This is a genomic window from Mesorhizobium sp. WSM4813, from assembly GCF_055811555.1.
This window is the reverse complement of the sequence record NZ_JBVVQU010000008.1, coordinates 72,325-96,772: the sequence shown is the minus strand read 5'-3', so window position 1 is coordinate 96,772 and position 24,448 is coordinate 72,325. Positions and strand designations below refer to the sequence as shown.

The window sequence follows — 24,448 nt, the reverse complement described above, 5'->3', positions numbered from 1 at the left end:
CTGTCGCATTTCTTCCGCTTTCGCCCTAACGTCATACAGCTTTCAGTTTGCTGGGGGATAAACACGGCTTAAAGGCTCGTGTTATAGGCATCGGCCACCTGCGTTGAAACCACTCTGATTCCAGCCGCTTGGAGTTCCTGTCTTGCCCCTGAAGATCGTTAGCGAAGCCCGTCCCAACACTTTTGAGTTTGAAACCTCGGCGCTGATCAAGGCGTCCGGCTTTCGTGAGTACGATGCGCGCTGGTGGTTCGGCCATCCGGGCTCTGCGGAGCCGCCTGAGCTCAACCTGATTGGTGTTCAGGCGCTGGGCATGGGGCTCGGCACGCTGATCCGGCGCCTGGGCGCCGGGCCGGACATCGTGACCGGTCATGATTTCCGCTCCTATTCGCTGGCAATCAAGCTGGCGCTGGTTTCCGGGCTGATGGCCGCCGGCGCGCGAGTCAGGGATATCGGGCTGGCGCTGTCGCCGATGGCTTATTTCGCCCAGTTCGCGCTCGATACGCCGTCCGTCGCCATGGTCACCGCTTCTCACAACGAGAACGGCTGGAGCGGCGTCAAGATGGGGGCAGCGCGTCCGCTGACCTTCGGTCCGGAGGAAATGAGCGCATTGAAGACGATCGTGCTTGCCGGCGACTTCGATCTTATCGGCGGCGGCTCGTACGACTTCGTTGCGGATTTTCGCAAAACCTATCTGGACGACCTGACCCGGGACAAGCGCATATCGAGAAAGCTCAAGGTGGTCGCCGCCTGCGGCAACGGCACCGCCGGCGCCTTTGCACCTGAAGCGCTGGAACGGATCGGCTGCGAGGTGATTCCGCTCGATGTCGAGCTCGACCATACATTTCCGAACTACAATCCCAATCCCGAAGACATGAGGATGCTGCACGCGATCCGCGACAAGGTGCTGGAAACGGGAGCCGACGTCGGGCTTGGCTTCGACGGCGATGGCGACCGCTGCGGCGTGGTCGACAATGAAGGCAACGAGATTTTCGCCGACAAGGTCGGCGTCATGCTCGCCCGCGACATTGCGCGACTGCATCCGGGCTCGACCTTCGTCGTCGACGTCAAGTCGACCGGATTGTTCAACACCGACGCCGCGTTGCGCGCCGATGGCGCCGTCACCGATTATTGGAAGACCGGCCACTCCTACATAAAACGGCGCGTGGCCGAACTTGGCGCCATCGCCGGGTTCGAGAAATCCGGTCATTTCTTCTTCAATCCGCCGATCGGGCGTGGCTATGACGATGGTCTTATCACGGCCGTCGCCATATGCCAGATGCTGGATCGCAGCCCGGCCAGCAGCATGGCCGATCTCTATCGCGCCCTGCCGCTGACCTTCGGCACGCCGACCATGTCGCCGCACTGCGCCGACGAGTTGAAATACGGCGTGGTCGAGCGGGTCGTTTCCGACTTTCAGGCAATGAAGCAGGACGGCACTGTCTTCGCCGGCCAGAAGATCGCCGAGTTGATCACCGTCAACGGCGTTCGCGTCGTTGCCGAGGACGGCACCTGGGGCCTGGTGCGGGCGTCGTCGAACAAGCCGGAGCTTGTCGTCGTGGTAGAGAGCCCGGTCTCGTCGGAGCGGCGCCGGGAGATGTTCGAAGCTGTCGATGCGGTGCTGCGCCGCAGCCCTGAGGTCGGCGCCTACAACCAGACTTTTTAGGTTCTCTCATTTCAACGCGGCGCGAGAAGGCCACGATGGGGAAGCGGACCAAGTGTTTCCCGTTGCAGCTGGTCCGCTCCCCAGGTTTTCATCGGCCGATGATGTCTACAGGACCTCAGGCAGCGGAATAAGCCCGCTCAAGCGCACGCCAGTCGAACTCCCGCGCCCAGTCGGCAAAACTGTGCCAGCGGACCTCCGGGAAATCTCGGTGCAAAGCCGCGATATCGACGTCGTAGCCGACGCGGTCGAACCACTCGAACATCAGCGCTACGTCCTCGCTTTGCTGGCGGGCCACGGCGATCGGAATTTCCTGATAGTTAATCGGGCGGCCGATGGCCTGCGAAAGGATATTGGCCTGGTCTTCGCCGGACAACTCGTCTCCGGCGAAATCGAAACGCTTGCCGAACACGCGCTCGCGCCGCTCGACCAGGGTGGCAACAAAGGCGCCGATGTCCGCCAGGGCGACCAGCTGGAGGGGGCGCTTGGCGGGCACCGCGAAAGCATGCGTGCCCTGACTGAGCGCGCCGATCGACCACGGCGCGACGAAATTCTCCATGAAGGCGACCGGGGCGCTGATCGTATACGGAATGCCGAGCCGTTCGACATGCTGCTCGACGAGATATTTGCTTTCGAAATGCGGGATGCCGGTTTTCTTGTTGGCGTCGGCAACGGACGAATAGATCAGATGCCCGACGCCGGCAGCCTTGGCGGCATCGGCAGCCAGAATCCCCTGGCGGGTCTCCTCTTCCATCCCGGCCTCGTAGCTGTTGCCCATCAAGAACATGGTATCGACGTCTTTTGCTGCCTTCACAACGGAGGCCGTAGCGCCGAGATCGGCGGCCACGAGCTCGGCGCCTGCCGCCGCCAATTGCCGCGCGGCATCGCTGTCCGGCTTGCGCGTTAGTGCCTTGACGCGATGTCCTCTCGACAGCAAGGCAAGCGCAACCGCGCCGCCCTGCTGGCCTGTGGCGCCGGTAACCAGAACGCTTCGTTTGGTGGTCATGTGTTTGCTCCTTCTTTTTTCCGATGGAGCAAAATTAGGGTTTGTCACATTGATGCATAATTGCCTATAATTGGAAAACTTTGTCCCATGCATGGATACAATGCTCGATCTCAACGATATCGTGGTGTTCGCTCGCGTCGTCGAAGCTGGCAGCTTCACCGCTGCCGCGCGGCTGCTTGCCATGCCCAAGACGACGGTCAGTCGACGCGTTGCCGCGCTCGAGCGTGAGGTTGGGGTCCGCCTGCTGCAGCGCACGACGCGCAGCCTCAACGTGACGGATGCCGGCCGTCTCTATTACGAGCAGAGCAGCCAGGCGCTGCGGACGATCGAGGACGCAAATTTGCGCCTCGCCGAAGCAAGGGCGGAGCCATCGGGCACGATCCGCGTTTCGGCTCCTGTCGGCTTCGGCGGCTATTTCCTCACCCAGGCGGTGGTCGACTTTCTGGCAATGTATCCGAAAACCAAGGTCGAGCTCCGCCTGACAGACGACAAGCTCAACCTGGTCGAGGACGGCATAGATCTCGCCTTCCGAACCGGCGTTCTTCAGGATTCGACGCTGATTGCGCGCAAACTCGGCTCCACGCACAGGCTGCTCTGCGCCAGCCCGGACTATCTCGCGCGCCACAGGGTACCGGAGCGCCTGGCGGATATCGCGCACCACCAATGCGTCATCGCAGGCCCTTCGACCTCGGGCGCCCATTGGGTGCTGGACGGGCCACACGGTCAGGAAACGGTTGCGGTGGCCGGGCGCTTCGCCGCTAATGAAATGCAGGCGGTCGTTGCGGCCACGCTCGCAGGCTTCGGCATCGCCCAATTGCCGCATAGCATCGCCGAACCCCTCATCAATGGGGGGCGGCTGAGCCGCGTTCTCCGGGACTACACGACGCCGGTCGGCGGGCTGCATGTCCTATATCCGAGCAGCCGGCATCTTTCGCCCCTCGTCAAGACATTCATCGAGCTTGCATCCGATCGGATTTCCGGTCGGGCGAATACAGCGGCTGACCAGCAGTAGCCGCGAGCCTCAATAGGGGCTCGCCACGTCGCCGGTCTCGACATAGACCGACTTCAACTGCGAATACAGCGCCAGTGCGGCAAGCGAGTTTTCCCGCCCGATTCCCGACTGCTTGAAGCCGCCGAAGGGAATTTCGACCGGCGTCAGATTATAGGCGTTGATCCAGCAGGTGCCTGCCTGCAGCTCGGCGATAACGCGGTGGGCGCGCGGCAGGTCGCGCGTGAACACGCCGGCGGCAAGGCCGAATTCGGTATCGTTGGCGCGGTCGATCACCTCGTCCTCATCGTCGAATTTCAGCACGCTCATGACAGGCCCGAAAATCTCCTCGCGCGCGATGCGCATCGTGTCGGTGACGCCGGTGAAGACCGTCGGCTCGACGAAGAAGCCGCCGCCGAAACCTTGCAGCGACGGCACGCTACCGCCGCAGGCGAGCACAGCACCATCCTGCTTGCCGGCCTCGATATAGCCGATGACCTTTTCGTGCTGCGCCTTCGAGACCAGCGGTCCCATCTGCGTTTCCTGGTCAAGCGGGTCGCCGATGCGGATCTTCTTGGTCCGCTCGACCAGGCGCTCGACGAAACGGTCGTGGATGCCTTTCTGCACGAAGACCCGCGTGCCGTTGGAGCAGATTTGGCCGGTCGAATAGAAATTGCCGAGCATGGCGCCGCCAATGGCGTTTTCGAGATCGGCGTCGTCGAAGACGATCAGCGGCGACTTGCCGCCAAGCTCCATGGTGGCGTGCTTCATCTTCGAGCCGGCGAGCGACAGCACCTTGCGGCCGGTCGGTACCGAGCCCGTCACCGAGACCTTGGCGACGACATCGTGCCCGACGAGGCCGGCGCCGACATCGCCATAGCCTTGCACCACGTTGAATAGCCCGTCAGGCAGGCCAGCTTCTGTATAGATTTCGGCGAGCGCCAGAGCCGACAGCGGCGTGTTCTCCGACGGCTTGAAGACCATGGCGTTGCCCATGGCGAGTGCCGGTGCCGATTTCCAGCCGGCGATCTGGATCGGATAGTTCCAGGCGCCGATGCCGACGCAGACGCCCAGCGCCTCGCGCCTTGTATAGGCGAAGGGTCCGCCGAGATCGATGGACTCGCCATTATAGGCAGCGACTGCGCCGCCGAAATATTCGAGGCAGTCGGCTGCCGATGGCGCATCTGCCACCAGCGTCTCCTGGATCGCCTTGCCGGTATCCAGCGTCTCGATGTGCGCCAGGTCGGCGTTGCGCACGCGCAAGATATCGGCGGCGCGGCGCAGGATGCGTCCGCGCTCGACCGGCTTCAGCCGCGCCCAGGCCGGTTGTGCCGCACGCGCTGCTTCGATCGCGAGTTCCAACACGTTCGGCGTCGCCGAGCGCAGCATCGCGATGGTCTCGCCGGTTGCCGGATAGATGACCGGCAGCGGCGCACCCTGCTCGTCGTCGATGTAGCGTCCGTTGACATAGTGCGATGCCTTTGGCTGGGCGCGCATGGGAGCTTCTCCAAATTGTCTTTCGCCGGGACCGGCGAGCAGACACCACCGGATCATGGCTTATCGCATCGGCCCGAAAATCGGAATCGATTTTCGGAAAGCACGATGCGAGGACTAAAAAAGCGATAGAGCGCTTGTGCGTCCGAACGGACGCACGTCGCTCTATCGATCCGACACCTGCCAGCGCGGATTGATCCATGGTTCCTGGTTGGACGGCGCCAGCGGCGTGCGGCCAAGAATGTGGTCGGCGGCCTTCTCGCCGGTCATGATCGACGGTGCGTTGAGATTGCCGTTGGTGACGCGCGGAAAGATCGAGGAATCGGCGACCCGCAGCCCCTCGACGCCGATGACACGACATTCCGGATCGACGACGCTCATCGGATCATCCTTGCGGCCCATCTTGCAGGTGCCGCAAGGGTGATAGGCGCTTTCGGCGTGATCGCGGATGAAGGCATCGAGATCGTCGTCCGACTGCACGTGCGAGCCCGGCGAGATCTCCTTGCCGCGATAAGGGTCGAATGCCGGCTGGCCGAAGATCTCGCGCGTCAGCCGGATGCAGTGGCGGAACTCGGTCCAGTCGTCCGGATGCGACATGTAGTTGAAGCGGATCACCGGCTTCGATTTGGGATCGGGCGAGCGCAGCGTGACAGAACCGCGCGACTTCGATCGCATCGGCCCGACATGCGCCTGGAAACCGTGCGCCTTCGCCGCCGCCTTGCCGTCATAGCGCACCGCCGCCGGGATGAAATGATACTGGATGTCGGGATAGTCGACGCCGGCGCGCGAGCGCACGAAGGCGGCCGCCTCGAAATGGTTGGTTGCGCCGAGACCCGACTTGAAGAACAGCCATTGCGCGCCGATCATCGCCTTGGAGAAGGGGTTCAGAACCGAATTCAGCGTGATCGGCTGCGTCGATTCCTGCTGGATATAGAGCTCCATATGGTCCTGCAGGTTGCGGCCAACGCCGGGCCGGTCGGCGATCACCTGAATGCCGTATTCCCTGAGATGTTCGGCCGGTCCGATGCCGGACAGCATCAGGATCTTGGGCGAATTGATCGAGGAGGCGGCAACGATCACTTCACGTCGCGCCTTGACCTTCTGGATCCGTTTACGCGCTTCGATCTCGACACCGGTGGCGCGTTGATTCTCGATGATCACCCGCCGGGCGAAACCCTTGACCAGGCTAACATTTTTCCGCCTCAGCGCCGGCCTCAGATAAGCGCTCGCCGCCGACCAGCGGCGGCCGCCGCGAATGGTCTGTTCCATCGGCCCAAAGCCTTCCTGCTTCGCGCCGTTGTAGTCGTCGGTCAGCTCGAATCCGGCCTGACGGCCTGCCTCGACGAAGGCGCCGTAGAGTGGGTTCGTCCTTGAGCCACGCTGTACGGTCAGCGGGCCGCCGTGGCCGCGCCAGCCGTTTTCGCCGCCATTGCTGTCCTCCATGCGCTTGAAATAGGGGAGCACGTCGGCAAACCCCCAGCCAGCCGCGCCCTGTTCGGCCCAATGGTCGAAATCGCGGGCGTGACCGCGCACATAGACCATCCCGTTGATCGAGGACGAGCCGCCGATGACCTTGCCGCGCGGCGTCGCCAGCACGCGGCCGCCGAGATGCGGCTCCGGCTCGCTGGCAAAACCCCAGTCGTAAAGGTTCATATTGAGCGGGATCGACAGCGCCGACGGCATCTGGATCAGCGGCCCGATATCGCTACCGCCAAATTCGATGACGATCACCGAATATTTGCCGTCTTCTGACAGCCGGTAGGCCATGGCCGAGCCGGCCGAGCCGGCGCCGATGATGACGAAATCCGCCTCAAGCATGGTTCATATGCGCCCATCGTTCATATGCGACATGAAATCGGCGAGCGAGACATTGCCGCCGGTTGCCACCACGAGCACCGTCTTGCCGCTCACATCCACCTTGCCGTCGAGCAGCGCCGCCAGCGATGCAGCGCCCGAAGGTTCCAGCACCAGCTTCATCCGCTCGAAGGCGATCCGCATCGCACAGCGCACCGATTGATCGTCGACGGTGATGCCGCGAACGCCCGCGGTCCTGACCGCTGCGAATGGCGCGTCGCCGGGCTTTCGCGCCATCAGCCCGTCGCAGATCGATTTCGGCCCGTTCGGCATGGTTTCGATGGCGCCATGCGCCAGCGACGCGCCCATGCCGTTGAAACCTTCCGGCTCGACGCCGATGATCTCGGTCGGCGGCGACAGATAGTGGAAAGCCAGCGAAACGCCGCCGATCAGCCCCCCGCCGCCGACCGAACAGAACAGAAGATCGGCGCTGGCACCCCTGGCATCGAGTTGCTCGAGTGCCTCCAGCCCCACACCAGCCTGGCCAGCGACGATCTCCGGATCGTCGAACGGATGCAGCAACGCCAGCCCCTCGGTCTCGGCGATCTCGCGCGCCGTGGCGGCGGCAACCTCCTCACGCGCGCGTTCGCCATGGTCGGTCAGCACCACGCGCGCGCCATAGCCGGTCGTTGCGTCGCGCTTGGCGGCTGGCGCGTCGATCGGCATGACGATGGTCACCGGAACGCCCAGCGCCTGGCCGGCGGCAGCCAGCCCTTGCGCAAAATTGCCGGAGGAATAGGCGACGACGCCCTTCCTGGCTTCATCGGGCGAAAGCCGCTTCAGCCGCCAATAGGCGCCGCGCACCTTGAAGGAACCCGCCCATTGCAGCGACTCCGGCTTGATGAAGACGCGCGCGGCGCCGGTCTCTCTGGCCAAGGCCGCTGACTCCAGCAGCGGCGTGATCTGCGTCGCCTTGGCGGTGACGTCATAGGCCTGTTTGAGGTGATCGAGGGAGGGGACAAGGGTTGTCATCATTCGCCCCGCGGAAAGCGCTTCTGCTCTTCGAGCAGGTCAAGGTTCATGTGGTTGCGCATGTAGCGTTCCGATGCTTTCTGCAGCGGCTGGAATTCCCAGGGGTAATGGGTGCCGTTGCGCAGCGCCGGATAGACCACCCAGCGGCGCGCCTGGCTGGCGCGCACGGCGGCATCGAAGGCGGCCATGTCCCAGCGCGCCCGGACCTTGTCGGTGAAAGCAGCCAGCAAAGGGGCATGCCCCGGGTCGGTGGCGAGATTGGTCAATTCCCGCGGATCCGATTCAAGATCAAACAGTTGCGGCGGATCGATCTCGCAATGGATGAATTTGAAGCGACCCTCGCGGATCGCCACCATCGGCGCATTGGAGCCTTCGGCCGCATATTCCATCAGCACCGGCGCGGTGCGCGTCTTGCCGTCGAGGAGCGGCAGCAGCGACTGCCCGTCGGTCCATGGCGCGATCGCGCTCATATCAATGCCGGCGAGGTCGCATAGCGTCGGCGTCACGTCGAGATTGGAGACCGGCGCGTCGATCAGGGTGGCTGGGACGTCTTTTCCGGCAATCATCAGCGGCACCCGCGCTGAGCCCTCGAAGAAGCACATCTTGAACCACAGGCCGCGCTCGCCGAGCATGTCGCCGTGATCCGAGCAGAACAGGATGATCGTGTCATCGAGCATTCGCGTGCGCTCGAGCACCGACAGCAATTCACCGACCTTGTCGTCGAGATAGGAGATATTGGCGAAATAGCCGCGCCGCGCGCGGCGGATCTGCTCGCCCGTGATGTCGAAACTGTCATAGTCGCTGGCCCGGTAGAGCCGCTGCGAATGCGGATCCTGTTCGTCATAGGGGACGAAGCCCACTTCCGGCTCAAGCGCCGGGCAGTCCTCGTAGAGATCCCAATAGCGTCGCCGGGCAACATAGGGGTCGTGCGGATGGGTGAAGGAAACCGTCAGGCACCACGGCCGGCGCGAAGCGTCATCGGAGACGCGGGCGAAATCATAGAGCTTCTGCACCGCGTAAAAAGCGACCTCGTCGTCATACTCCATCTGGTTGGTGATCTCGGCGACACCGGCACCGGCCACCGAGCCGAGATTATGATACCACCAGTCGATCCGCTCACCGGGCTTGCGATAGTCCGGCGTCCAGCCGAAATCGGCCGGATAGATGTCGGTGGTCAGCCGCTCTTCGAAACCGTGCAACTGGTCGGGCCCGACGAAATGCATCTTGCCGGAGAGGCAAGTATGGTAGCCGGCGGCGCGCAGATGATGCGCGTAGGTCGGGATTGACGAGGCGAATTCGGCAGCATTGTCATAGACCTCGGTGCGTGACGGCAACTGGCCGCTCATAAACGCGGCCCGGCCCGGTGCGCAGAGCGGCGAGGCAGTATAGTTGTTTTTGAAGCGCGCCGAACGAGCGGCCAGCGCCTTCAGATGCGGCGCGCGCAGGAAGTCAGCCGGCCCATCGGGAAACAATGTGCCGTTGAGCTGATCGACCATGACGACCAGGAAATTGGGTTGCTTGGACGTCACTGCGCGCTCCGCCGGCTGAGTTTCGTTTCGAGATAATCCTCGATCAGTGCGATCGCGGTCGCGGCATTGGGCACGCCGTCCTTCAGCGCGCGCCTGATGTAGAGGCCGTCGATCAGCGCAGCTGTCGCCTCAGCGACGCGGTCGGCCTCGCTTCTCGGCAGGATGCCGGCCAGCCCGCTCAACAGATTGGAATGCAGGCGCCGCGCATAGACTTTGAGCAGCCGGCGCAGCGCTGCCGATTTCTGCGCCTCGACATAGAAGGCGAGCCAGGCGGCGATCGTTTCCGGCTGGAACTGGGCGTCGGAGAAATTGACGGCGACCACGGCCGAAACGCGCTGGCGTGCAGTGCTGGCCGATCGAAGCGCGCGCCGCATGTCGGCGGTCAGCTCGGCCAGGATGTGCCGCATCGTCGCCAGCAAAAGTTCGTCCTTGGCGCCGAAATAGTGATGGGCGAGCGCCGAGGACACGCCGGCGCGCCCGGCGATTTCCGACATCGTCACGTCGAGCGAACCGCGCTCGCCGACCGCCGAGATCGTCGCGACGATCAGCGCTCTGCGGCGCAACGGCTCCATTCCGACTTTCGGCATCTTTGCTCCGGTCTTGTAGCAGGTTATTTTTTATTGACGGATCAATCAACAAAAATCCTGCGTAATCTGGTGGCAGAACTCAGGCGCTATGACCAGATATCAAGATCAAGCGATTGTGTGGTTCTGGCCCCTTCACGAAGTCGTCGGAACGGTTCATGCTTGAACAATGGTGGGGCGCGCCGCGACATCGCGTGGCCCAGGCCCGCAGGATGGAGATAGCCATGACAGCATGCATCGTCGGCTGGGCGCATTCGCGCTTCGGCAAGCTCGAAGGCGAGACGCTGGAGGGCCTGATCACCAAGGTGGCTAGCGAGGCGCTCGATCATGCCGGCATCGGTCCGGACGAGGTCGACGAGATCGTGCTCGGCCACTTCAATGCCGGCTTTTCCGCACAGGATTTCACCGCAAGCCTGGTCTTGCAGACAGACGACCGGCTGCGTTTCAAGCCGGCGACGCGCATCGAGAACGCCTGCGCCACCGGCTCGGCAGCGGTCAGGCAAGGCATCCGCGCCATCGACGCCAATGCCGCCCGCATCGTGCTGGTGGTCGGAGCCGAGCAGATGACGACGACATCAGGTCCAGAAATCGGCAAAAACTTGCTCAAGGCTTCGTATCTGCCCGAGGAGGGCGACACGCCGGCAGGCTTTGCCGGCGTTTTCGGCAAGATCTCCCAAGCCTATTTCCAGCGCTATGGCGACCAGTCGGACGCGCTGGCGATGATCGCCGCCAAGAACCACAAGAACGGCGTCGACAATCCATATGCGCAGATGCGCAAGGATTTCGGCTATGAGTTCTGCCGGCACGAGAGCGAGAAGAATCCCTTCGTCGCTGGCCCTCTGAAACGCACCGACTGCTCGCTGGTTTCGGACGGCGCCGCAGCCCTGGTCCTTGCCGACACGGCGACCGCGTTGAAGATGCGCCGCGCCGTCGCCTTCCGCGCCAACGAGCATGTGCAGGATTTCCTGCCGATGTCGAAGCGCGACATCCTGGCGTTCGAAGGCTGCGAACAGGCCTGGAACCAGGCGCTGAAGAAGGCCGGCGTGACGCTCGATGATCTGTCTTTTGTCGAGACGCATGACTGCTTCACCATCGCCGAGCTGATTGAATATGAGGCGATGGGACTGGCGAAACCGGGTGAGGGCGCAAAACTGGCGCTGGATGGCGAGACGGCGAAGGACGGTCGGCTGCCTGTCAATCCGTCTGGCGGGCTGAAGGCCAAGGGCCACCCGATCGGCGCCACCGGCGTCTCGATGCATGTGCTGAGCGCCATGCAACTCGTCGGCGAGGCGGGCGGCATCCAGGTGCCGAGAGCCAAGCTTGGCGGCATCTTCAACATGGGCGGCGCCGCGGTCGCCAACTACGTTTCCATTCTCGATCGGATCAGATAAAAGCGGCCCGCATTACAGCGCGGCGCGCCGTTCCTGGCGCGCAAAGGACGCTGTAACGTTTGATTTTGCGCATGATCCTTTTCGAAAATCGATTCCGATTTTCGAGGTCATGCGTTAGCGGGGAAATCATGACGAATCCGGTTCTGGTCGAAGTTTTGCGCGGCACCGTGGTCGAGAGCGCGCATCGTGGCGCCATTGCGGTCTTCGATGCCGATGGTAAACCGTTTCTGGAAATCGGCGATACGGCTCGCCCGGTGTTTCCGCGCTCGGCTGTCAAGGCGATCCAGGCGCTGCCGCTGGTCGAAAGCGGCGCGGCCGATGCGTACGGTTTCGGCGACCGCGAACTGGCGCTTGCCTGCGCTTCGCATTCCGGCGAGCCGGCGCATGTCGAACTGGCGCGGGCGATGCTGGCGAAGGCCGGGCTGGACGAGGCGGCGCTGGAGTGCGGCGCCCATTGGCCGTCCAGCCATGCGGCGACAGTTGCGCTCGCCCGTGCCGGCAAGGCGCCAACCGCACTGCACAACAATTGTTCTGGCAAGCATGCGGGCTTTCTCTGCACCTGCGCCCACGCCGGCATCGCCCATCGCGGCTATGTCAAATCAGGCCATGCCTCGCAGGAGATGGTGCGCGATGCGATGCAAGCGGTGACCGGTGCTGCCCATGATTTCGATCATTGCGGCACTGACGGCTGCTCGATCCCGACCTATGCCGTGCCGCTGCGCAGCTTCGCGCTCGGCTTTGCCCGCATGGCGACAGGTATCGGCTTTGAACCCATCCGCGCCAAGGCCGCAAAGCGTCTGCTTTCCGCCTGCATGGCCGAGCCATTTCTGGTTGCCGGCACAGGCAGGGCTGATGTTGCGCTGATGGAAGCCGCACCCGGCCGGATTTTTGTGAAGGGAGGGGCTGAAGGCGTCTATTGCGCAGCCCTTCCCGAGCTTGGCCTTGGCATCGCGCTGAAATGCGATGATGGCGCTGGCCGCGCGGCTGAAGTCATGGTCGCGGCATGCATTGCCAGGCTTTTGCACGCCGACAAGGCGCTGGCGGCGAAACTGATCGAACAGGCACATCCGCCTATCGGAAGCCGGATCGGCGCCAAGGTTGGCGCACTCCGCCCTACTGCCGCACTGAGCTGAGAACGGGCATTCAGCTCACATGATTGCGCTCGATGGTCAGATGCGCATAGCCGGCATTGCCTGATGAGGCGAGATCGCCGGTCACCGGCTCGGCCCAGCGGTGGCCGACGATCGCGCCGTTTTGGGCGCCGTCGATGACATTATCGGAGATGACCGCCGTGCCGGCGCCCTCGACCACGGTGACGGCGATGCCGGTTCCGGCCTTGCGGATGATGTTTGCGGTGGCGACCACATTGCGCATGAACGGCCCCCAGCCGATGTGCATTCCGTAGAGCGGCGCATTCTCGACGACGTTGCCGGAGACCGTGGTATCGGCCTCGACGTTGATCCCGATGCCGAAACCGGGCGCATCGGCAGGGTAGGGGCCGCTGGTCGAGAGATTGCGGACAATGTTTCCTGAACACACGCCCATACGGCCGCCTTCGTTGAAATTGACGATAGAGATGCCGTTGGCGGCGCCATCGACAATGTTGTTGCCGACGATCGCTCCCTCGAAGGAGAATTCGGAATAGAGTGCCGTTTCGCCGGATCGCGAACAGGTGTTGCCGGTGATGTGCAGATTGCTGGCGCTGTTGGCGCGGATCGCCGAAAACGCACAGTCCGAAACGATATTGCCCGAGATGACGACGTTGCCGGCGCGGAACGCATTGATGCCGTTGCCATTCTGGCCGGTTCCGCCGCTACGCGCCTGAATGCGCTCGACGCGGTTGCCGCTGACGATGGTGCCGTCCTCGGCCGCTTGCCAGCGGTGCACGAGAATGCCGCCATTGGCGCAGTCGGACACGGTGTTGCCTGATATCTCCAGGCCGGCGGCTTCGACCGAATAGATGCCGGCGTCGGCCGCGCCCGATATTTCCGAGCGCACGATGCGGCCCGAAGCGTGCTCGAGCACCAGGCCGTTCTTGCCGCTGCCGGTGACCTGGCAATTGTCGATGACGAGGTGAGCGACGCGGCGGAGGTCGAGCAGGCCTTGCGCGTGGTCGCCCATCCAGCGGTTGGTGCCGTCGAACACCAGTCCGGTGAATTCGATATGCTCGGCCTGTTCGGCCATGAGCAGATGGCCGTTGCCGCCATAGACGATCCGCGATGCGCCCGGCACGCCGGAAAGTCTGATACGGCTGGGCAGCGAAAGGTTGGATACGACATAGGTTCCCGGCGGCAGGAACACCGGCATGTCGCGGTCGTTTGCCTCGCGCAGCAGCGTGGCGAAGGCCTTGCTCTGCTCGTCAAGCGCTCCGGGCTGCACGCCGAGGTCGGCAGCGTTGATCGAGCCGCGCATCGGGGCATTGTCGATGCCGGGCAGGCTGCCCGCCGCTGCCTTGCCGAGCGAGAGGCCCAGGACGGCAAAGCCGGCGGTTTGTGCGAGAAGTTTTCGTCTGTTCAACATCGGCACAGATTCCCAGCGTTCGGCCGCCGCGCCGCAGGAATCGTGCCAGACCGGATCGGCCGATCCGGTTTGCCGGCAATCGCTTGTGAAGTCGCCGCGCGAGGCATAAGCTCGACTAATGAGCAGAGCCTTCACGCGCGAAGAGGACAGCGAAAACGCCATCGCCGGCATCGGCGAGCGGCCGATCAGTCCTCACCGCAATCTCGTGACGCAACGCGGCCTGGCGCTGATCGACGCCGAATTGGCTGCTCTGCGCGATGATCTGGCTCGAGCGGAAAAGAGGGCCGACCGCGAGCGCATCGCGCTCATCTCGCGCGACCTGCGCTACTGGACCGCGCGGCGTGAAAGCGCCGAGCTTTCCGTGCCGGAACCGGGCAGCAATTTGGTTCGCTTCGGGATGGGCGTCACGCTTGAAGGCGATGACGGCAGGAAGGTGCACTGGAAGATCGTCGGCGAGGATGAGGCCGATCCGGCCAAAGGCACGATTTCCCATGTTTCACCGATGGCCCTCGCCTTGTTCGGCAAGCAGGTCGGCGAAATTGCCGTGGTGAACGGCAAGGAATGGGAAATCGTCAAGCTGACTGCCAGTTAGGGCTCGACCTTGACCACATGGTCGCGGAAGAATGCCGCCGCGCCAGCCTCGTCGATCTCACCGGCGGCGACACCCATCACGAACTCATAGATCGTGCCGTTGTCGGCCGTCAGCGAATAGCCGTTGACAATCAGGAACGCGCCGGCGGCGACGATAGCCGTGCGCTTGTTGCCGTCGACAAAGGCGTGATTTCTGGCGATGCCGAAAATATAGGCCGCAGCCAGATCCTCGATCGATGGATCGCCATAGTTCGCCTTGTTCTCGGCGCGGGCGAGCGCCGATTCAAGAGCATTCTCATCTCGCAAACCCTGCGCGCCGCCATGCCGGCGCAGCTGCTCCGCGTGCATTGCTTCCACGGCGCGCCGGCTCAGGAATTGCCAGCTCATTCGGCGAGTTTCTGGAGCGCCACCTTGTATTTGTCCATCACTTCGCGGGCAGCTTTCATTTGCCGCTCGAAGCTATCGTCCACCGGCTTCAGCGCAAGGCCGTCACCTGCTTCCACGATTTGAAGCTGGTCGCCAGCCTTCAGGTTCAGACGATCGAGAAGCTCCCTCGGCAGGATAACGCCTTCGGAATTGCCGATCTTGCGAATGGTCGTGTTCATGGCGCTGCACCTTGTTGCAACACCAATTATAACGCAATCCGCCCCCGTTACAACAGATATTGTAACAGGCTCATCCGGCCTGCAGCAGCCGGTCCATCAGCCGGTCGGCGGCCTCGGGGATAACCGTGCCCGGCGGGAAGATTTCTGCGGCTCCCGCCTGCAGCACAGCATCGTAATCCTGCGGCGGGATGACGCCGCCGGCGACGATCAGCATATCGTCGCGTCCGAGCTTCTTCAGCGCGTCCTTGAGTTCGGGAATGAGCGTCAAATGGCCCGCCGCCAGCGACGAGGCGCCGACGATGTGCACGTCATGCTCGACCGCGAGCCTGGCGATCTCTTCCGGCGTCTGGAACATCGGCCCGACGGTGACGTCGAAGCCGAGATCGGCAAAGGCGGTGGCGATGACCTTCTGGCCGCGATCATGACCGTCCTGTCCCATCTTGGCGACGAGAATGCGCGGCTTGCCGCCGGACTTCTCCTCGAATGCCACGATCTTGTCCTGCAGGCGGTCGACCACCGGATTGTCGCCGAGCGCCTTGCGATAGACGCCGGAGATCGTCTGGACCGAGGCGACGTGGCGGCCAAAGACTTTTTCCAGCGCCAGCGAAATCTCGCCGACCGTGGCGTTGGCGCGCGCAGCGCGAATGGCGAACTCCAGCAGATTTTCGCCGCTCTCGGCAGCGCGGCTCAGGGCATCCAGTGCGCTCTCGACAGCGCCGACATCGCGCGTGCCTTTCAGCCGCTGCAGTTTCGACAATTGCCGGGCTCTGACTTCGGCGTTGTCGATCTTCAGCACGTCGACTTTGATGTCCGTCTCGGGACGATGGGCGTTGACGCCGACAAGTATCTGCTCGCCGGAATCGATCCGCGCCTGCGTGCGCGCTGCGGCCTCTTCGATACGCAGCTTCGGTATGTTTTTTTCGGTTGCGGCGGCCATGCCGCCCAGGCTCTCGATCTCTTCGATATGGGCAAGCGCGCGCGCCGCCAGATCATGCGTCAGCCGTTCGAGATAGGCAGAGCCTCCCCACGGGTCGATGATGCGGGTGGTGCCGGATTCCTTTTGCAGGATGAGCTGTGTGTTGCGGGCGATGCGGGCCGAATGGTCGGTCGGCAGCGCCATCGCCTCGTCGAAGGAGTTGGTGTGCAACGATTGCGTATGACCCTGCGTCGCCGCCATCGCCTCGATCATGGTGCGGATGATGTTGTTGTAGGGATCCTGCGCCGTCAGCGACCAGCCCGAAGTCTGGCAATGGGTGCGCAGCGACAGCGAGCGCTCGTCCTTAGGCAAGAAGTTCTTCAGCATCAGGGTCGACCACAAAAGGCGGGCTGCCCTCAGCTTGGCGACCTCCATGAAGAAGTTCATGCCGATCGCCCAGAAGAAGGAAAGGCGCGGCGCGAAACGGTCGATATCGAGACCCGCCGCGACACCTGCGCGGGCATATTCGATGCCGTCGGCGATCGTGTAGGCGAGCTCAAGGTCGGCGGTCGCCCCTGCTTCCTGCATGTGATAGCCGGAGATCGAAATTGAATTGAACTTCGGCATGTGCTGCGACGTGTAGGAGAAGATGTCGGACACGATCCGCATCGAAGGTTTCGGCGGATAGATGTAGGTGTTGCGCACCATGAACTCTTTCAGAATGTCGTTCTGAATGGTTCCGGCGAGGTCCTTCTGCGCAACCCCCTGTTCTTCCGCCGCCACGATGTAGAGCGCCATGATCGGCAGCACCGCGCCGTTCATGGTCATCGACACCGTCATTTCGCCAAGCGGGATGTCGTCGAAGAGCTGGCGCATGTCGAGGATGGAATCGATGGCGACGCCGGCCATGCCGACATCACCGGCAACACGCGGATGATCGCTGTCGTAGCCGCGATGCGTAGCGAGGTCGAAAGCGACCGACAGTCCCTTCTGGCCGGCCGCAAGGTTGCGCCGGTAAAACGCGTTCGACTCTTCCGCCGTCGAGAAGCCGGCATATTGCCGGATCGTCCAGGGCTGCTGGACATACATGGTCGGATAGGGGCCGCGCACGAATGGCGGCAGGCCCGGATAAGTGTCGAGATGCGGCAACCCCTTGAGGTCGCCCTGGTTGTACAGATGCTTGATGGCCAGTCCCTCCGGGGTCATCCGCTGGCCCTTGACCTCGATCGGCGCCCGGCGCGGCGCCGACCAGCGGATTTGACTGAAGTCCGGGATCATGGCGCTGCACCGATCGATTGATCGAGGCGGATCGGAAACAGCGGCTCGCACACCGCCACGCCCTCGGTGACGGCAGGCCGCCGCTCCGCCGCCAGCGTTTCGACCGGACGTTCGGTCTTCGACGGGTGAAGCGTCGTGCCGATGATGGCCCGCTCGCCCGCTTGATAGGCAGCATTGCGGCTGGCGGAAGCCGCCTGAACTCTTTTCTGAATGTGTCCTTGCTGCAGGCTGGACAGCACGCCGCCTTCCGCCTCGATCCGCTGGAATTCTTCCCACGCCGCTTCGCAGAGTTCGGCGGTCAGCGCTTCAACGACGCCCGAACCGCATGCAGGGTCGGCGACATGATCGATATGGCTTTCGTTGGCCATGATCAGTTGTGTATTGCGGGCAACACGGCGGGCAAAGCCCGCCGGCAGGCCATGCGCGATAGTATGCGGGAGGATGGAGATCGAATCCGCCCCGCCGGCCGCCGCGGCAAAAGTGGCGATCGTGGTGCGCAGGATGTTCGTCTCCGGGTCCGCCGAAGTCATCATGCGGAACGACGTTTCGGCATGGACGTTGGCGGTCGACGCGGAGATCGAGCATGCCTCCTGGACCCGCGCCCACAGCCTGCGCAGGGCTCTGACCTTGGCCATCGACACGAACTGGTCCTGGTTGACGCTCAGCGCAAAGCCGATATGGGGTGCCGCATAGACAAGCGGCTGGCGCGCCTCCTCGAACATCCGGAGATAGGAGACTGCCGAAGCCATCATGGTGCCCAGTTCCTGCGCTTCGGTCGCGCCGGCATTGTGGAAGACGCGTCCGTCTGCCTCCAGAAGAACCCCCGGCACGCCCATCGAGAAAAAATGCGCCAGGGACTGCGGCATGGACGCCTGCAAGGCCTCGATCGACATACGCAACCGGCCGGTTCCGGCAAAGATCGCCGCCGGATCGATGCCGAAGGAAAGGTTGAGCTTTGCCGGGTCCGACCGGCGCTTGCTCAAGAACGCAACCAGCCAGTCGGCCACGGCGCGGCTCCAGGGATGCGCGTCGATGCGGACCTGAATGCGGTTGAGCGGCACGCCGTCCAGCACTGTCTCCAGCGCCTCGGCAGTCCTCGGCAGGCCGTAGCCGAACGCATTCGGCGCGCCGTCGAAGACAAGCGACAATCCGGTGGCGCCCTGTGCGACGTCTTCCAGGGCCTGGGCTTTGGCGCGGCCGATATCCGGATCGTCGATACGCTGGCTGACAATCCACGGCGATCTGGGATTTGCTCGTGCGAGAGGCTCTGCGGTGACCGAACGATCATAGAGCGGCTCGATGCGGATGCCGTCGTCCGTATGGGATACGAGCTTTTCCTCGAAGGATCCGCCGGCCAAGGCTTTTTCCGCAAGGGCCAGCCACCGCTGCCGGTCAGGGTTCGGAAGTTCGGCATCGTGGTTCAAGGCACCGGCGCCCATCCGCTCTCCTCGTATTTGTCGGCCGATAGGCCTGGAACGTCAGTCTACGGTTCCCCGTCCGATATCACAATGCGACACGCGTCCTGCGACGATGAACCGTCAACCGATTGCCAAACATGCGCAAAATCCGCAAGCTCCAAAAACCCATTTTCGACCATGGCCATTGTCGCTGCGCAATGGCGTCATTATACCTGCGGCGAGCCCCGTTACTTTCAATAGATCAGGGCATTCAATACTTCAGGTTGCGGAGACCCGACACATGGCTGACGACACCAGTATTTTCATAGGAGCCAGCCGAAAGCCCGACGACAGCTATCAGCGCGCTGAAAATCTGCTGCTGCAGTATGGCAATCGTCACGGCCTTGTCACCGGTGCGACCGGTACTGGCAAGACCGTGACCTTACAGATTTTGGCGGAAGGTTTCTCCAATGCCGGCGTGCCGGTCTTTTGCGCCGACATCAAGGGCGATCTGTCCGGTATCGCCATGATGGGCACGGCACAGGATTTTCTGGTCAAGCGCGCCGAGCAGGTCAAGCTCGATCCCTATGATTTCCAGGAATTTCCGGTCATCTTCTGGGACTTGTTCGGCGAGCAGGGCCATCCGATCCGCGCCACCGTCTCGGAAATGGGGCCGCTGCTTCTGTCGCGCCTGATGAACCTGTCCGAGGCGCAGGAAGGCATCATGAACATCGCCTTCCGCATCGCCGACGAAGAGGGCTTGTTGCTGCTGGACCTGAAGGACCTGCAAGCGCTTCTTGCCAACATCGCCGAACGCGCCGAAGAAATCGGCGCTCGCTACGGCAATGTGACGAAACCTTCGGTCGGCGCAATCCAGCGCACGCTGCTGGTTCTGGAGCAGCAGGGAGCGACGAATTTCTTCGGCGAGCCGGCACTTCGGATCGCCGACATCATGCGCACCACCCGCGACGGGCGCGGCGCGATCAGCGTGCTGGCCGCCGACAAGCTGATGATGAATCCGCGGCTCTATGCGACATTCCTTTTGTGGCTGATGTCGGAACTGTTCGAGGAGCTGCCCGAAGTCGGCGATCCCGACAAGCCAAAGCTGGTCTTCTTCTTCGACGAGGCGCACCTTCTGTTCGATGACGCGCCGAAGGTGCTGATCGACCGGGTCGAACAGGTGGTCCGCCTGATCCGTTCGAAGGGCGTCGGCGTTTACTTCGTCACCCAGAACCCGCTGGATATCCCCGAAACGGTTCTGGCCCAGCTTGGTAACCGGGTGCAGCACGCGCTGCGCGCCTACACGCCGCGGGAACAGAAGGCAGTGAGGACGGCGGCCGAGACCTTCAGGCCCAATCCCGACTTCGACTGTGCAACCGTGATCACGCAGCTCGGCACCGGCGAGGCGCTGGTCTCGACGCTGGAAGCCAAAGGTGTTCCGTCCATGGTCCAGCGGACGCTGGTTCGCCCGCCGTCGTCACGCCTTGGCCCGATCACGCCTGACGAGCGCCGCACGCTGATCACTGAGAGCCCGGTTAGTGGACAGTACGACCAGACCGTCGATCGCGAATCGGCCTTCGAGATGCTGCAGAAAAAAGCCAAGGACGCACTGGACGCCGAGGCGCAGCAGCAGGAGAGCGGCCGCTCGCGCTGGACCATTCCAGGCTTCGGCAATGACGATCCCGCCCCCCAGCCCACCGGCGGCAGGCGGGCACCGGCGCCGCGAGCGTCCAATCGCCAGACGGTGGCGGAGGCGGCGATCAAGGCGGTGGTTCGTTCGGTCGGCTCGTCCGTCGGACGGGCAATCGTGCGCGGCATCCTCGGCAGCCTGGCCAGGGGGCGCTGAGCATCGGATCCAAAGTGGGCACCGGAAAATCCGATGCTCAAACCAAAAAGCATCGGACCCAAAAGTGGGCACCGGTTTTAGACAATCCGATGGCTAGGCAGAGGGCATCGGATTCAGAGGTACGCCGGCCGCTCCAGCGCTTCGACCAGCTCAGAAGATCGAGTCCGAGATCGACCTTGCCGGGCCGAGCAGGATCGATCCTTCCGGGACGCCCGCATCGATTGGAATGGCTTTGCGGTCTGCCGTGGCAACCAGCTCCTGACCGACACCGGCGGTAACGATCACCGGCGTCCTGTTGGGCACACGGTCATAAAGGTCGATAATGTCCTGATTTATCAAGCGAACGCAGCCAGATGACACCGATTTGCCGATCGAAAACCACTCCGGCGAGCCGTGCAGGCGGTAAAGCGTGTCCTGGTTGCCTTCGAAGAGATACAGCGCCCGCGCGCCGAGCGGATTCGTCAGCCCGCCCGGCTGGCCGCCATTGTCGGCGCTGTATCTTGCGAGCTCGGGCTGGCGAGCGATCATTTCTTCCGGCGGGGTCCATTTCGGCCATTTCTGCTTCCATTGGACGACGGCGTCTCCCGACCATTCGAAGCCGGCGCGACCCAGCCCGACACCGTAACGGATGGCCTGTCCGCCCGGACGCACGAGATAGAGGTGGTGGCCGGCCGTATCGACGACGATGGTGCCGGGCGCTTGGCCGGTCGGATCGGGAACGATCTGACGCAGAAATTGCTCGTCAATTTTCTCGTAGGGTATGCCCGGCAGCTCGAACCCATTGTCGCTGACCGGACCATACATTGTTGCATAGTCCATGAGCGGCGGCTCGACATTGGCTGGCGGCGGCGGCTCGACAGGCCGGCCTGCCGTCGTGGTGCAGGCGGAAACCGCAACCGAGGCGGCGCCGAGCGCAGCGGCGTTGAGAAAGCCGCGACGGCTCAGGCGATAGGAGTCGATTTCGGTTGTGAACATGGTTGCCTTTTTTTAGGTCTCAAAACGAAACAAACATCAATACGCCGATCAGTACGGCGCCAGCCCTACCAATGCCTGGCGCGATAGGCGGTTCCGATTCTGGCCTGACGGAGGACAAACAAAGGCAAAGCTGTGACAGTTCCGCCCCTGTTGCGCCGGGGCAACAGGCCTACAGCACCGCGCGTCCATTTGAAGGCGTAAAGGATGCTGTAGCACTTTTACTTTGCGCATGATCTTTCCAAAAATCGATTTCGATTTTTGGGATCATGCGTCAGCCTCCGGCCAGCAGGCCCTCGAGCGAGGGCAGGATCAGGGCCGGCGGAAAGTCCCGGTATTCCTCGGGCTGGTTGGAGCGGTTGATCCAGACTGTCCGGAAACCGAATTTGGTGGCGCCGGCGACGTCCCAGCGGTTGGATGACTGAAACGACACCGCATCCGGATAGAGGCGCCAGCCTGTCGTGACCATGTCGTAGACCGACGGATCGGCCTTGAAGCGCTTGACGGCATCGACGGAATAGATGTCGTCCAGAAACTGGTCGAGCGCGGCCGATTTGACCGCCGCTTCCAGCATTTCAGGCGAGCCGTTGGAGAGGATCGCCAGCTTGGCGCCAGACGCTTTGAGCGCTTTGAGCACGGCAGGCACCTCCGGATAGCAGTCCAGCCGCCAATAGGCGTCGAGCAGCTTGGCCCTGAGTCCCTTGTCCGCGGAGGGAACCTTGCGCAGGGCGAAATCGAGCGCCTGCTCGGTGAGCTGCCAGAAATCGGCGTAGGCGCCCATCAGCGTCCTCACCCAGGAATATTCCAGTTGCTTGGCGCGCCAGATCTCCGACAGAAGCTGGCCGTCCGGCCCGATCTGGTCGGCATGACGGCGCACGGCGGCATGGACATCGAACAGCGTGCCGTAGGCGTCGAAAACGTAAGCCGCATGGTGCATGGTGACAGTTTTGCGGCGAGGCAAGGCAAGGCGCAAGCACAGATTGCGTTCGCATACCGCTGGCCTCAACAAATCTCAGCCATAACAGTTGACGGCAGACGCCAAAGCATCTTCCAATGGCGAGACAGGACAGCTTTTTGAAATGCGGAACCAAGCGATGACACTGGCGGCTGCGGCGCAATCCGCGACATGGACCTTCGTGGATGGTGACTGGTACGAAGGCAACGTCGCCATTCTGGGGCCGCGCAGCCATGCCATGTGGCTCGGCACCAGCGTGTTCGATGGCGCTCGCTGGTTCGAGGGCGTCGCCCCCGACCTCGACCGCCACGCCGCGAGGGTGAACGCCTCGGCGATCGCGCTTGGTCTCAAACCATCCATGAGCGCCGAAAAGATCGTCGGGCTGACCTGGGACGGGCTGAAGAAGTTCGACGGCAAGACGGCGGTCTACATAAGGCCGATGTACTGGGCCGAGCATGGTGGCTACATGGGCGTGCCGGCTGATCCGGCCTCGACCCGTTTCTGCCTTTGCCTCTACGAATCGCCGATGATCTCGCCGGCGGGCTTTTCGGTCACCGTCTCGCCGTTCCGGCGCCCGACCATCGAAACCATGCCGACCAACGCCAAGGCAGGCTGCCTTTATCCCAACAATGGCCGCGCCATCCTCGAAGCCAAGATGCGCGGCTTCGACAACGCCTTGGTGCTCGACATGCTGGGCAATGTCGCCGAGACCGGAACCTCAAACATTTTCCTGGTCAAGGACGGCCATGTCCTGACGCCGGCGCCGAACGGCACGTTCCTGTCCGGCATCACCCGCTCGCGGACGATGACGCTGCTTGGCGAGTATGGGTTCAAGACCACCGAGAAGACGCTGTCGGTGCGCGACTTCCTCGAAGCAGACGAAATATTCTCGACGGGAAACCATTCGAAAGTCGTGCCGATCACCCGCATCGAGGATCGCAATCTCCAGCCCGGGCCTGTAGCCAAGAAGGCGCGCGAACTCTATTGGGATTGGGCACATTCGACTTCGACCGGCTGACTGGCTAAAAAGCGAACCGGCGCTTCATTCCGGAGTTGTTCCACATCAATCCAGACCTATGTTAGTCCGGTATCGGCACCGGATTTTTCCACGAGGAGTACGACCAATGGCTTTTGAACTTCCTGCCTTGCCCTATGACTACGAGGCCTTGCAGCCTTACATGTCGAAGGAGACGCTGGAGTACCACCACGACAAGCACCACAAGGCATACGTCGATAACGGCAACAAGCTGGCTGCCGAAGCCGGGCTCGGCGACTTGTCGGTCGAAGAGGTTGTAAAGCAGTCTTTCGGCAAGAACCCCGGGCTCTTCAACAATGCCGGCCAGCATTACAACCACATCCATTTCTGGAAGTGGATGAAGAAGGGCGGCGGCGGCAACAAATTGCCGGGCGCGCTGCAGAAGGCGTTCGACAGCGATCTTGGCGGCTACGATAAGTTCAAGGCCGACTTCATCGCCGCCGGAACCACTCAGTTCGGTTCGGGCTGGGCCTGGGTTTCGGTCAAGGACGGCAAGCTGGCGATCTCGAAGACGCCGAACGGCGAGAACCCGCTCGTCCATGGCGCGACACCGATCTTGGGCGTCGATGTCTGGGAGCACTCCTATTACATCGACTATCGCAACGCCCGGCCGAAATATCTCGAAGCCTTCGTCGATAGTCTCATCAACTGGGACCATGTCCTTGAGCTCTACGAAAAGGCGTCGGCCTAACTGAGTTGCAGAAAGCCCCGGCAAAACCGGGGCTTTTCTTTTGGCTCAACGATCGGCCGCTTTTTCCAGAACAGAACGACCGTCGCAAAATTCACACAAGCGTGAGGCGAATTTCCGGAATTTTTAAGCCACTTTTGCCGTTATCGGTAGGTCCAGAATGCCT

At 62.7% G+C, this 24,448-nt stretch carries 21 protein-coding genes; 8 read left to right on the top strand and 13 right to left on the bottom strand.

Annotation, left to right across the window (positions count from 1 at the left end):
* The first annotated feature begins 142 nt into the window (after window positions 1–142).
* Window positions 143–1,663 (top strand): phosphomannomutase/phosphoglucomutase, encoded by a 1,521-nt coding sequence (locus AC0L25_RS06705; protein WP_473594757.1) that lies wholly within the window; start codon window positions 143–145, stop codon window positions 1,661–1,663.
* Window positions 1,664–1,778: 115 nt separating this feature from the next.
* Here AC0L25_RS06705 and AC0L25_RS06700 read toward each other — a convergent pair whose 3' ends face one another.
* The gene (locus tag AC0L25_RS06700) at window positions 1,779–2,666 is read right to left on the bottom strand and encodes an NmrA/HSCARG family protein (protein ID WP_473594756.1); all 888 of its coding nucleotides are present in this window, start codon (window positions 2,664–2,666) and stop codon (window positions 1,779–1,781) included.
* A 100-nt stretch (window positions 2,667–2,766) separates the two neighbouring features.
* On the opposite strand from AC0L25_RS06700, the gene AC0L25_RS06695 reads away from it, so the two are divergent.
* Window positions 2,767–3,678: a LysR family transcriptional regulator gene (locus AC0L25_RS06695; RefSeq protein ID WP_473594804.1), complete on the top strand. Its 912-nt coding sequence runs from the start codon at window positions 2,767–2,769 to the stop codon at window positions 3,676–3,678.
* Window positions 3,679–3,687: 9 nt separating this feature from the next.
* On the opposite strand, the gene betB is transcribed toward AC0L25_RS06695, so the two are convergent.
* From betB to betI, 5 genes are all read right to left on the bottom strand, one after another.
* Entirely contained in the window at window positions 3,688–5,151 is a 1,464-nt protein-coding gene (betB, locus tag AC0L25_RS06690) for a betaine-aldehyde dehydrogenase (RefSeq protein ID WP_473594755.1), read from the bottom strand.
* Between the two features lie 162 nt (window positions 5,152–5,313).
* Window positions 5,314–6,966 (bottom strand): choline dehydrogenase, encoded by a 1,653-nt coding sequence (betA, locus tag AC0L25_RS06685; protein ID WP_473594754.1) that lies wholly within the window; start codon window positions 6,964–6,966, stop codon window positions 5,314–5,316.
* Window positions 6,967–6,969: 3 nt separating this feature from the next.
* Window positions 6,970–7,977 (bottom strand): threonine/serine dehydratase, encoded by a 1,008-nt coding sequence (locus tag AC0L25_RS06680; protein ID WP_473594753.1) that lies wholly within the window; start codon window positions 7,975–7,977, stop codon window positions 6,970–6,972.
* Entirely contained in the window at window positions 7,974–9,503 is a 1,530-nt protein-coding gene (gene betC / locus AC0L25_RS06675) for a choline-sulfatase (RefSeq protein ID WP_473594752.1), read from the bottom strand. Before betC ends, AC0L25_RS06680 begins: the two co-directional genes overlap by 4 nt.
* Entirely contained in the window at window positions 9,500–10,090 is a 591-nt protein-coding gene (betI, locus tag AC0L25_RS06670; RefSeq protein ID WP_473594751.1) for a choline-binding transcriptional repressor BetI, read from the bottom strand. Before betI ends, betC begins: the two co-directional genes overlap by 4 nt.
* Before the next feature lie 221 nt (window positions 10,091–10,311).
* Between betI and AC0L25_RS06665 the strand changes: the two genes are divergently transcribed.
* A complete protein-coding gene (locus AC0L25_RS06665) occupies window positions 10,312–11,478 on the top strand; it encodes an acetyl-CoA acetyltransferase (RefSeq protein WP_473594750.1) in 1,167 nt (388 codons plus the stop codon).
* Window positions 11,479–11,606: 128 nt separating this feature from the next.
* A complete protein-coding gene (locus AC0L25_RS06660; RefSeq protein ID WP_473594749.1) occupies window positions 11,607–12,611 on the top strand; it encodes an asparaginase in 1,005 nt (334 codons plus the stop codon).
* Window positions 12,612–12,621: 10 nt separating this feature from the next.
* Here AC0L25_RS06660 and AC0L25_RS06655 read toward each other — a convergent pair whose 3' ends face one another.
* Window positions 12,622–13,998 (bottom strand): TIGR03808 family TAT-translocated repetitive protein, encoded by a 1,377-nt coding sequence (locus AC0L25_RS06655; RefSeq protein WP_473594748.1) that lies wholly within the window; start codon window positions 13,996–13,998, stop codon window positions 12,622–12,624.
* 118 nt (window positions 13,999–14,116) lie between these two features.
* Between AC0L25_RS06655 and greA the strand changes: the two genes are divergently transcribed.
* Window positions 14,117–14,590, top strand: coding sequence for a transcription elongation factor GreA (gene greA, locus AC0L25_RS06650; RefSeq protein ID WP_473594747.1), 474 nt, complete (start codon window positions 14,117–14,119; stop codon window positions 14,588–14,590).
* Here greA and AC0L25_RS06645 read toward each other — a convergent pair.
* The 4 genes from AC0L25_RS06645 to AC0L25_RS06630 all read right to left on the bottom strand — a co-directional run bounded on the left by AC0L25_RS06645 (window position 14,587) and on the right by AC0L25_RS06630 (window position 18,827).
* Complete coding sequence (locus AC0L25_RS06645) at window positions 14,587–14,976, bottom strand: type II toxin-antitoxin system death-on-curing family toxin (protein ID WP_473594746.1); 390 nt, start codon at window positions 14,974–14,976, stop codon at window positions 14,587–14,589. The genes greA and AC0L25_RS06645 overlap by 4 nt on opposite strands.
* Complete coding sequence (locus tag AC0L25_RS06640; RefSeq protein WP_473594745.1) at window positions 14,973–15,194, bottom strand: AbrB/MazE/SpoVT family DNA-binding domain-containing protein; 222 nt, start codon at window positions 15,192–15,194, stop codon at window positions 14,973–14,975. The genes AC0L25_RS06645 and AC0L25_RS06640 overlap by 4 nt, the downstream gene beginning before the upstream one ends.
* 70 nt (window positions 15,195–15,264) lie before the next feature.
* Window positions 15,265–17,388, bottom strand: a complete 2,124-nt coding sequence (gene scpA, locus AC0L25_RS06635; protein WP_473594744.1) for a methylmalonyl-CoA mutase — start codon at window positions 17,386–17,388, stop codon at window positions 15,265–15,267.
* Window positions 17,385–18,827 (bottom strand): methylmalonyl-CoA mutase subunit beta, encoded by a 1,443-nt coding sequence (locus AC0L25_RS06630; RefSeq protein ID WP_473594743.1) that lies wholly within the window; start codon window positions 18,825–18,827, stop codon window positions 17,385–17,387. Before AC0L25_RS06630 ends, scpA begins: the two co-directional genes overlap by 4 nt.
* Window positions 18,828–19,086: 259 nt before the next feature.
* Here AC0L25_RS06630 and AC0L25_RS06625 point away from each other — a divergent pair, with 259 nt between their 5' ends.
* Window positions 19,087–20,631 carry a helicase HerA-like C-terminal domain-containing protein gene (locus AC0L25_RS06625; RefSeq protein ID WP_473594742.1) on the top strand — a complete coding sequence of 515 codons (1,545 nt, stop codon included), beginning with the start codon at window positions 19,087–19,089 and terminating at the stop codon, window positions 20,629–20,631.
* A gap of 150 nt (window positions 20,632–20,781) precedes the next feature.
* Here AC0L25_RS06625 and AC0L25_RS06620 read toward each other — a convergent pair whose 3' ends face one another.
* Together AC0L25_RS06620 and AC0L25_RS06615 are read right to left on the bottom strand one after the other, a co-directional pair.
* The gene (locus tag AC0L25_RS06620; RefSeq protein ID WP_473594741.1) at window positions 20,782–21,606 is read right to left on the bottom strand and encodes a L,D-transpeptidase; all 825 of its coding nucleotides are present in this window, start codon (window positions 21,604–21,606) and stop codon (window positions 20,782–20,784) included.
* 271 nt (window positions 21,607–21,877) lie between these two features.
* Window positions 21,878–22,540 (bottom strand): haloacid dehalogenase type II, encoded by a 663-nt coding sequence (locus AC0L25_RS06615; RefSeq protein WP_473594803.1) that lies wholly within the window; start codon window positions 22,538–22,540, stop codon window positions 21,878–21,880.
* 157 nt (window positions 22,541–22,697) lie between these two features.
* Here AC0L25_RS06615 and AC0L25_RS06610 point away from each other — a divergent pair, with 157 nt between their 5' ends.
* Together AC0L25_RS06610 and AC0L25_RS06605 are read left to right on the top strand one after the other, a co-directional pair.
* Window positions 22,698–23,576: a branched-chain amino acid aminotransferase gene (locus tag AC0L25_RS06610; RefSeq protein WP_352954085.1), complete on the top strand. Its 879-nt coding sequence runs from the start codon at window positions 22,698–22,700 to the stop codon at window positions 23,574–23,576.
* Between the two features lie 106 nt (window positions 23,577–23,682).
* The gene (locus AC0L25_RS06605) at window positions 23,683–24,285 is read left to right on the top strand and encodes a superoxide dismutase (protein WP_127313602.1); all 603 of its coding nucleotides are present in this window, start codon (window positions 23,683–23,685) and stop codon (window positions 24,283–24,285) included.
* Window positions 24,286–24,448 lie beyond the last annotated feature (163 nt).

Excerpts from the sequence above, each read along its gene's own strand:
- AC0L25_RS06700 (WP_473594756.1), bottom strand. The coding sequence starts at position 2,666 with ATGACCACCAAACGAAGCGTTCTGGTTACCGGCGCCACAGGCCAGCAG.
- AC0L25_RS06695 (WP_473594804.1), top strand. The coding sequence starts at position 2,767 with ATGCTCGATCTCAACGATATCGTGGTGTTCGCTCGCGTCGTCGAAGCT.
- betB (WP_473594755.1), bottom strand. The coding sequence starts at position 5,151 with ATGCGCGCCCAGCCAAAGGCATCGCACTATGTCAACGGACGCTACATC.
- betA (WP_473594754.1), bottom strand. The coding sequence starts at position 6,966 with ATGCTTGAGGCGGATTTCGTCATCATCGGCGCCGGCTCGGCCGGCTCG.
- AC0L25_RS06680 (WP_473594753.1), bottom strand. The coding sequence starts at position 7,977 with ATGATGACAACCCTTGTCCCCTCCCTCGATCACCTCAAACAGGCCTAT.
- betI (WP_473594751.1), bottom strand. The coding sequence starts at position 10,090 with ATGCCGAAAGTCGGAATGGAGCCGTTGCGCCGCAGAGCGCTGATCGTC.
- AC0L25_RS06665 (WP_473594750.1), top strand. The coding sequence starts at position 10,312 with ATGACAGCATGCATCGTCGGCTGGGCGCATTCGCGCTTCGGCAAGCTC.
- AC0L25_RS06660 (WP_473594749.1), top strand. The coding sequence starts at position 11,607 with ATGACGAATCCGGTTCTGGTCGAAGTTTTGCGCGGCACCGTGGTCGAG.
- AC0L25_RS06655 (WP_473594748.1), bottom strand. The coding sequence starts at position 13,998 with ATGTTGAACAGACGAAAACTTCTCGCACAAACCGCCGGCTTTGCCGTC.
- greA (WP_473594747.1), top strand. The coding sequence starts at position 14,117 with ATGAGCAGAGCCTTCACGCGCGAAGAGGACAGCGAAAACGCCATCGCC.
- AC0L25_RS06645 (WP_473594746.1), bottom strand. The coding sequence starts at position 14,976 with ATGAGCTGGCAATTCCTGAGCCGGCGCGCCGTGGAAGCAATGCACGCG.
- AC0L25_RS06640 (WP_473594745.1), bottom strand. The coding sequence starts at position 15,194 with ATGAACACGACCATTCGCAAGATCGGCAATTCCGAAGGCGTTATCCTG.
- scpA (WP_473594744.1), bottom strand. The coding sequence starts at position 17,388 with ATGATCCCGGACTTCAGTCAAATCCGCTGGTCGGCGCCGCGCCGGGCG.
- AC0L25_RS06630 (WP_473594743.1), bottom strand. The coding sequence starts at position 18,827 with ATGGGCGCCGGTGCCTTGAACCACGATGCCGAACTTCCGAACCCTGAC.
- AC0L25_RS06625 (WP_473594742.1), top strand. The coding sequence starts at position 19,087 with ATGGCTGACGACACCAGTATTTTCATAGGAGCCAGCCGAAAGCCCGAC.
- AC0L25_RS06620 (WP_473594741.1), bottom strand. The coding sequence starts at position 21,606 with ATGTTCACAACCGAAATCGACTCCTATCGCCTGAGCCGTCGCGGCTTT.
- AC0L25_RS06615 (WP_473594803.1), bottom strand. The coding sequence starts at position 22,540 with ATGCACCATGCGGCTTACGTTTTCGACGCCTACGGCACGCTGTTCGAT.
- AC0L25_RS06610 (WP_352954085.1), top strand. The coding sequence starts at position 22,698 with ATGACACTGGCGGCTGCGGCGCAATCCGCGACATGGACCTTCGTGGAT.
- AC0L25_RS06605 (WP_127313602.1), top strand. The coding sequence starts at position 23,683 with ATGGCTTTTGAACTTCCTGCCTTGCCCTATGACTACGAGGCCTTGCAG.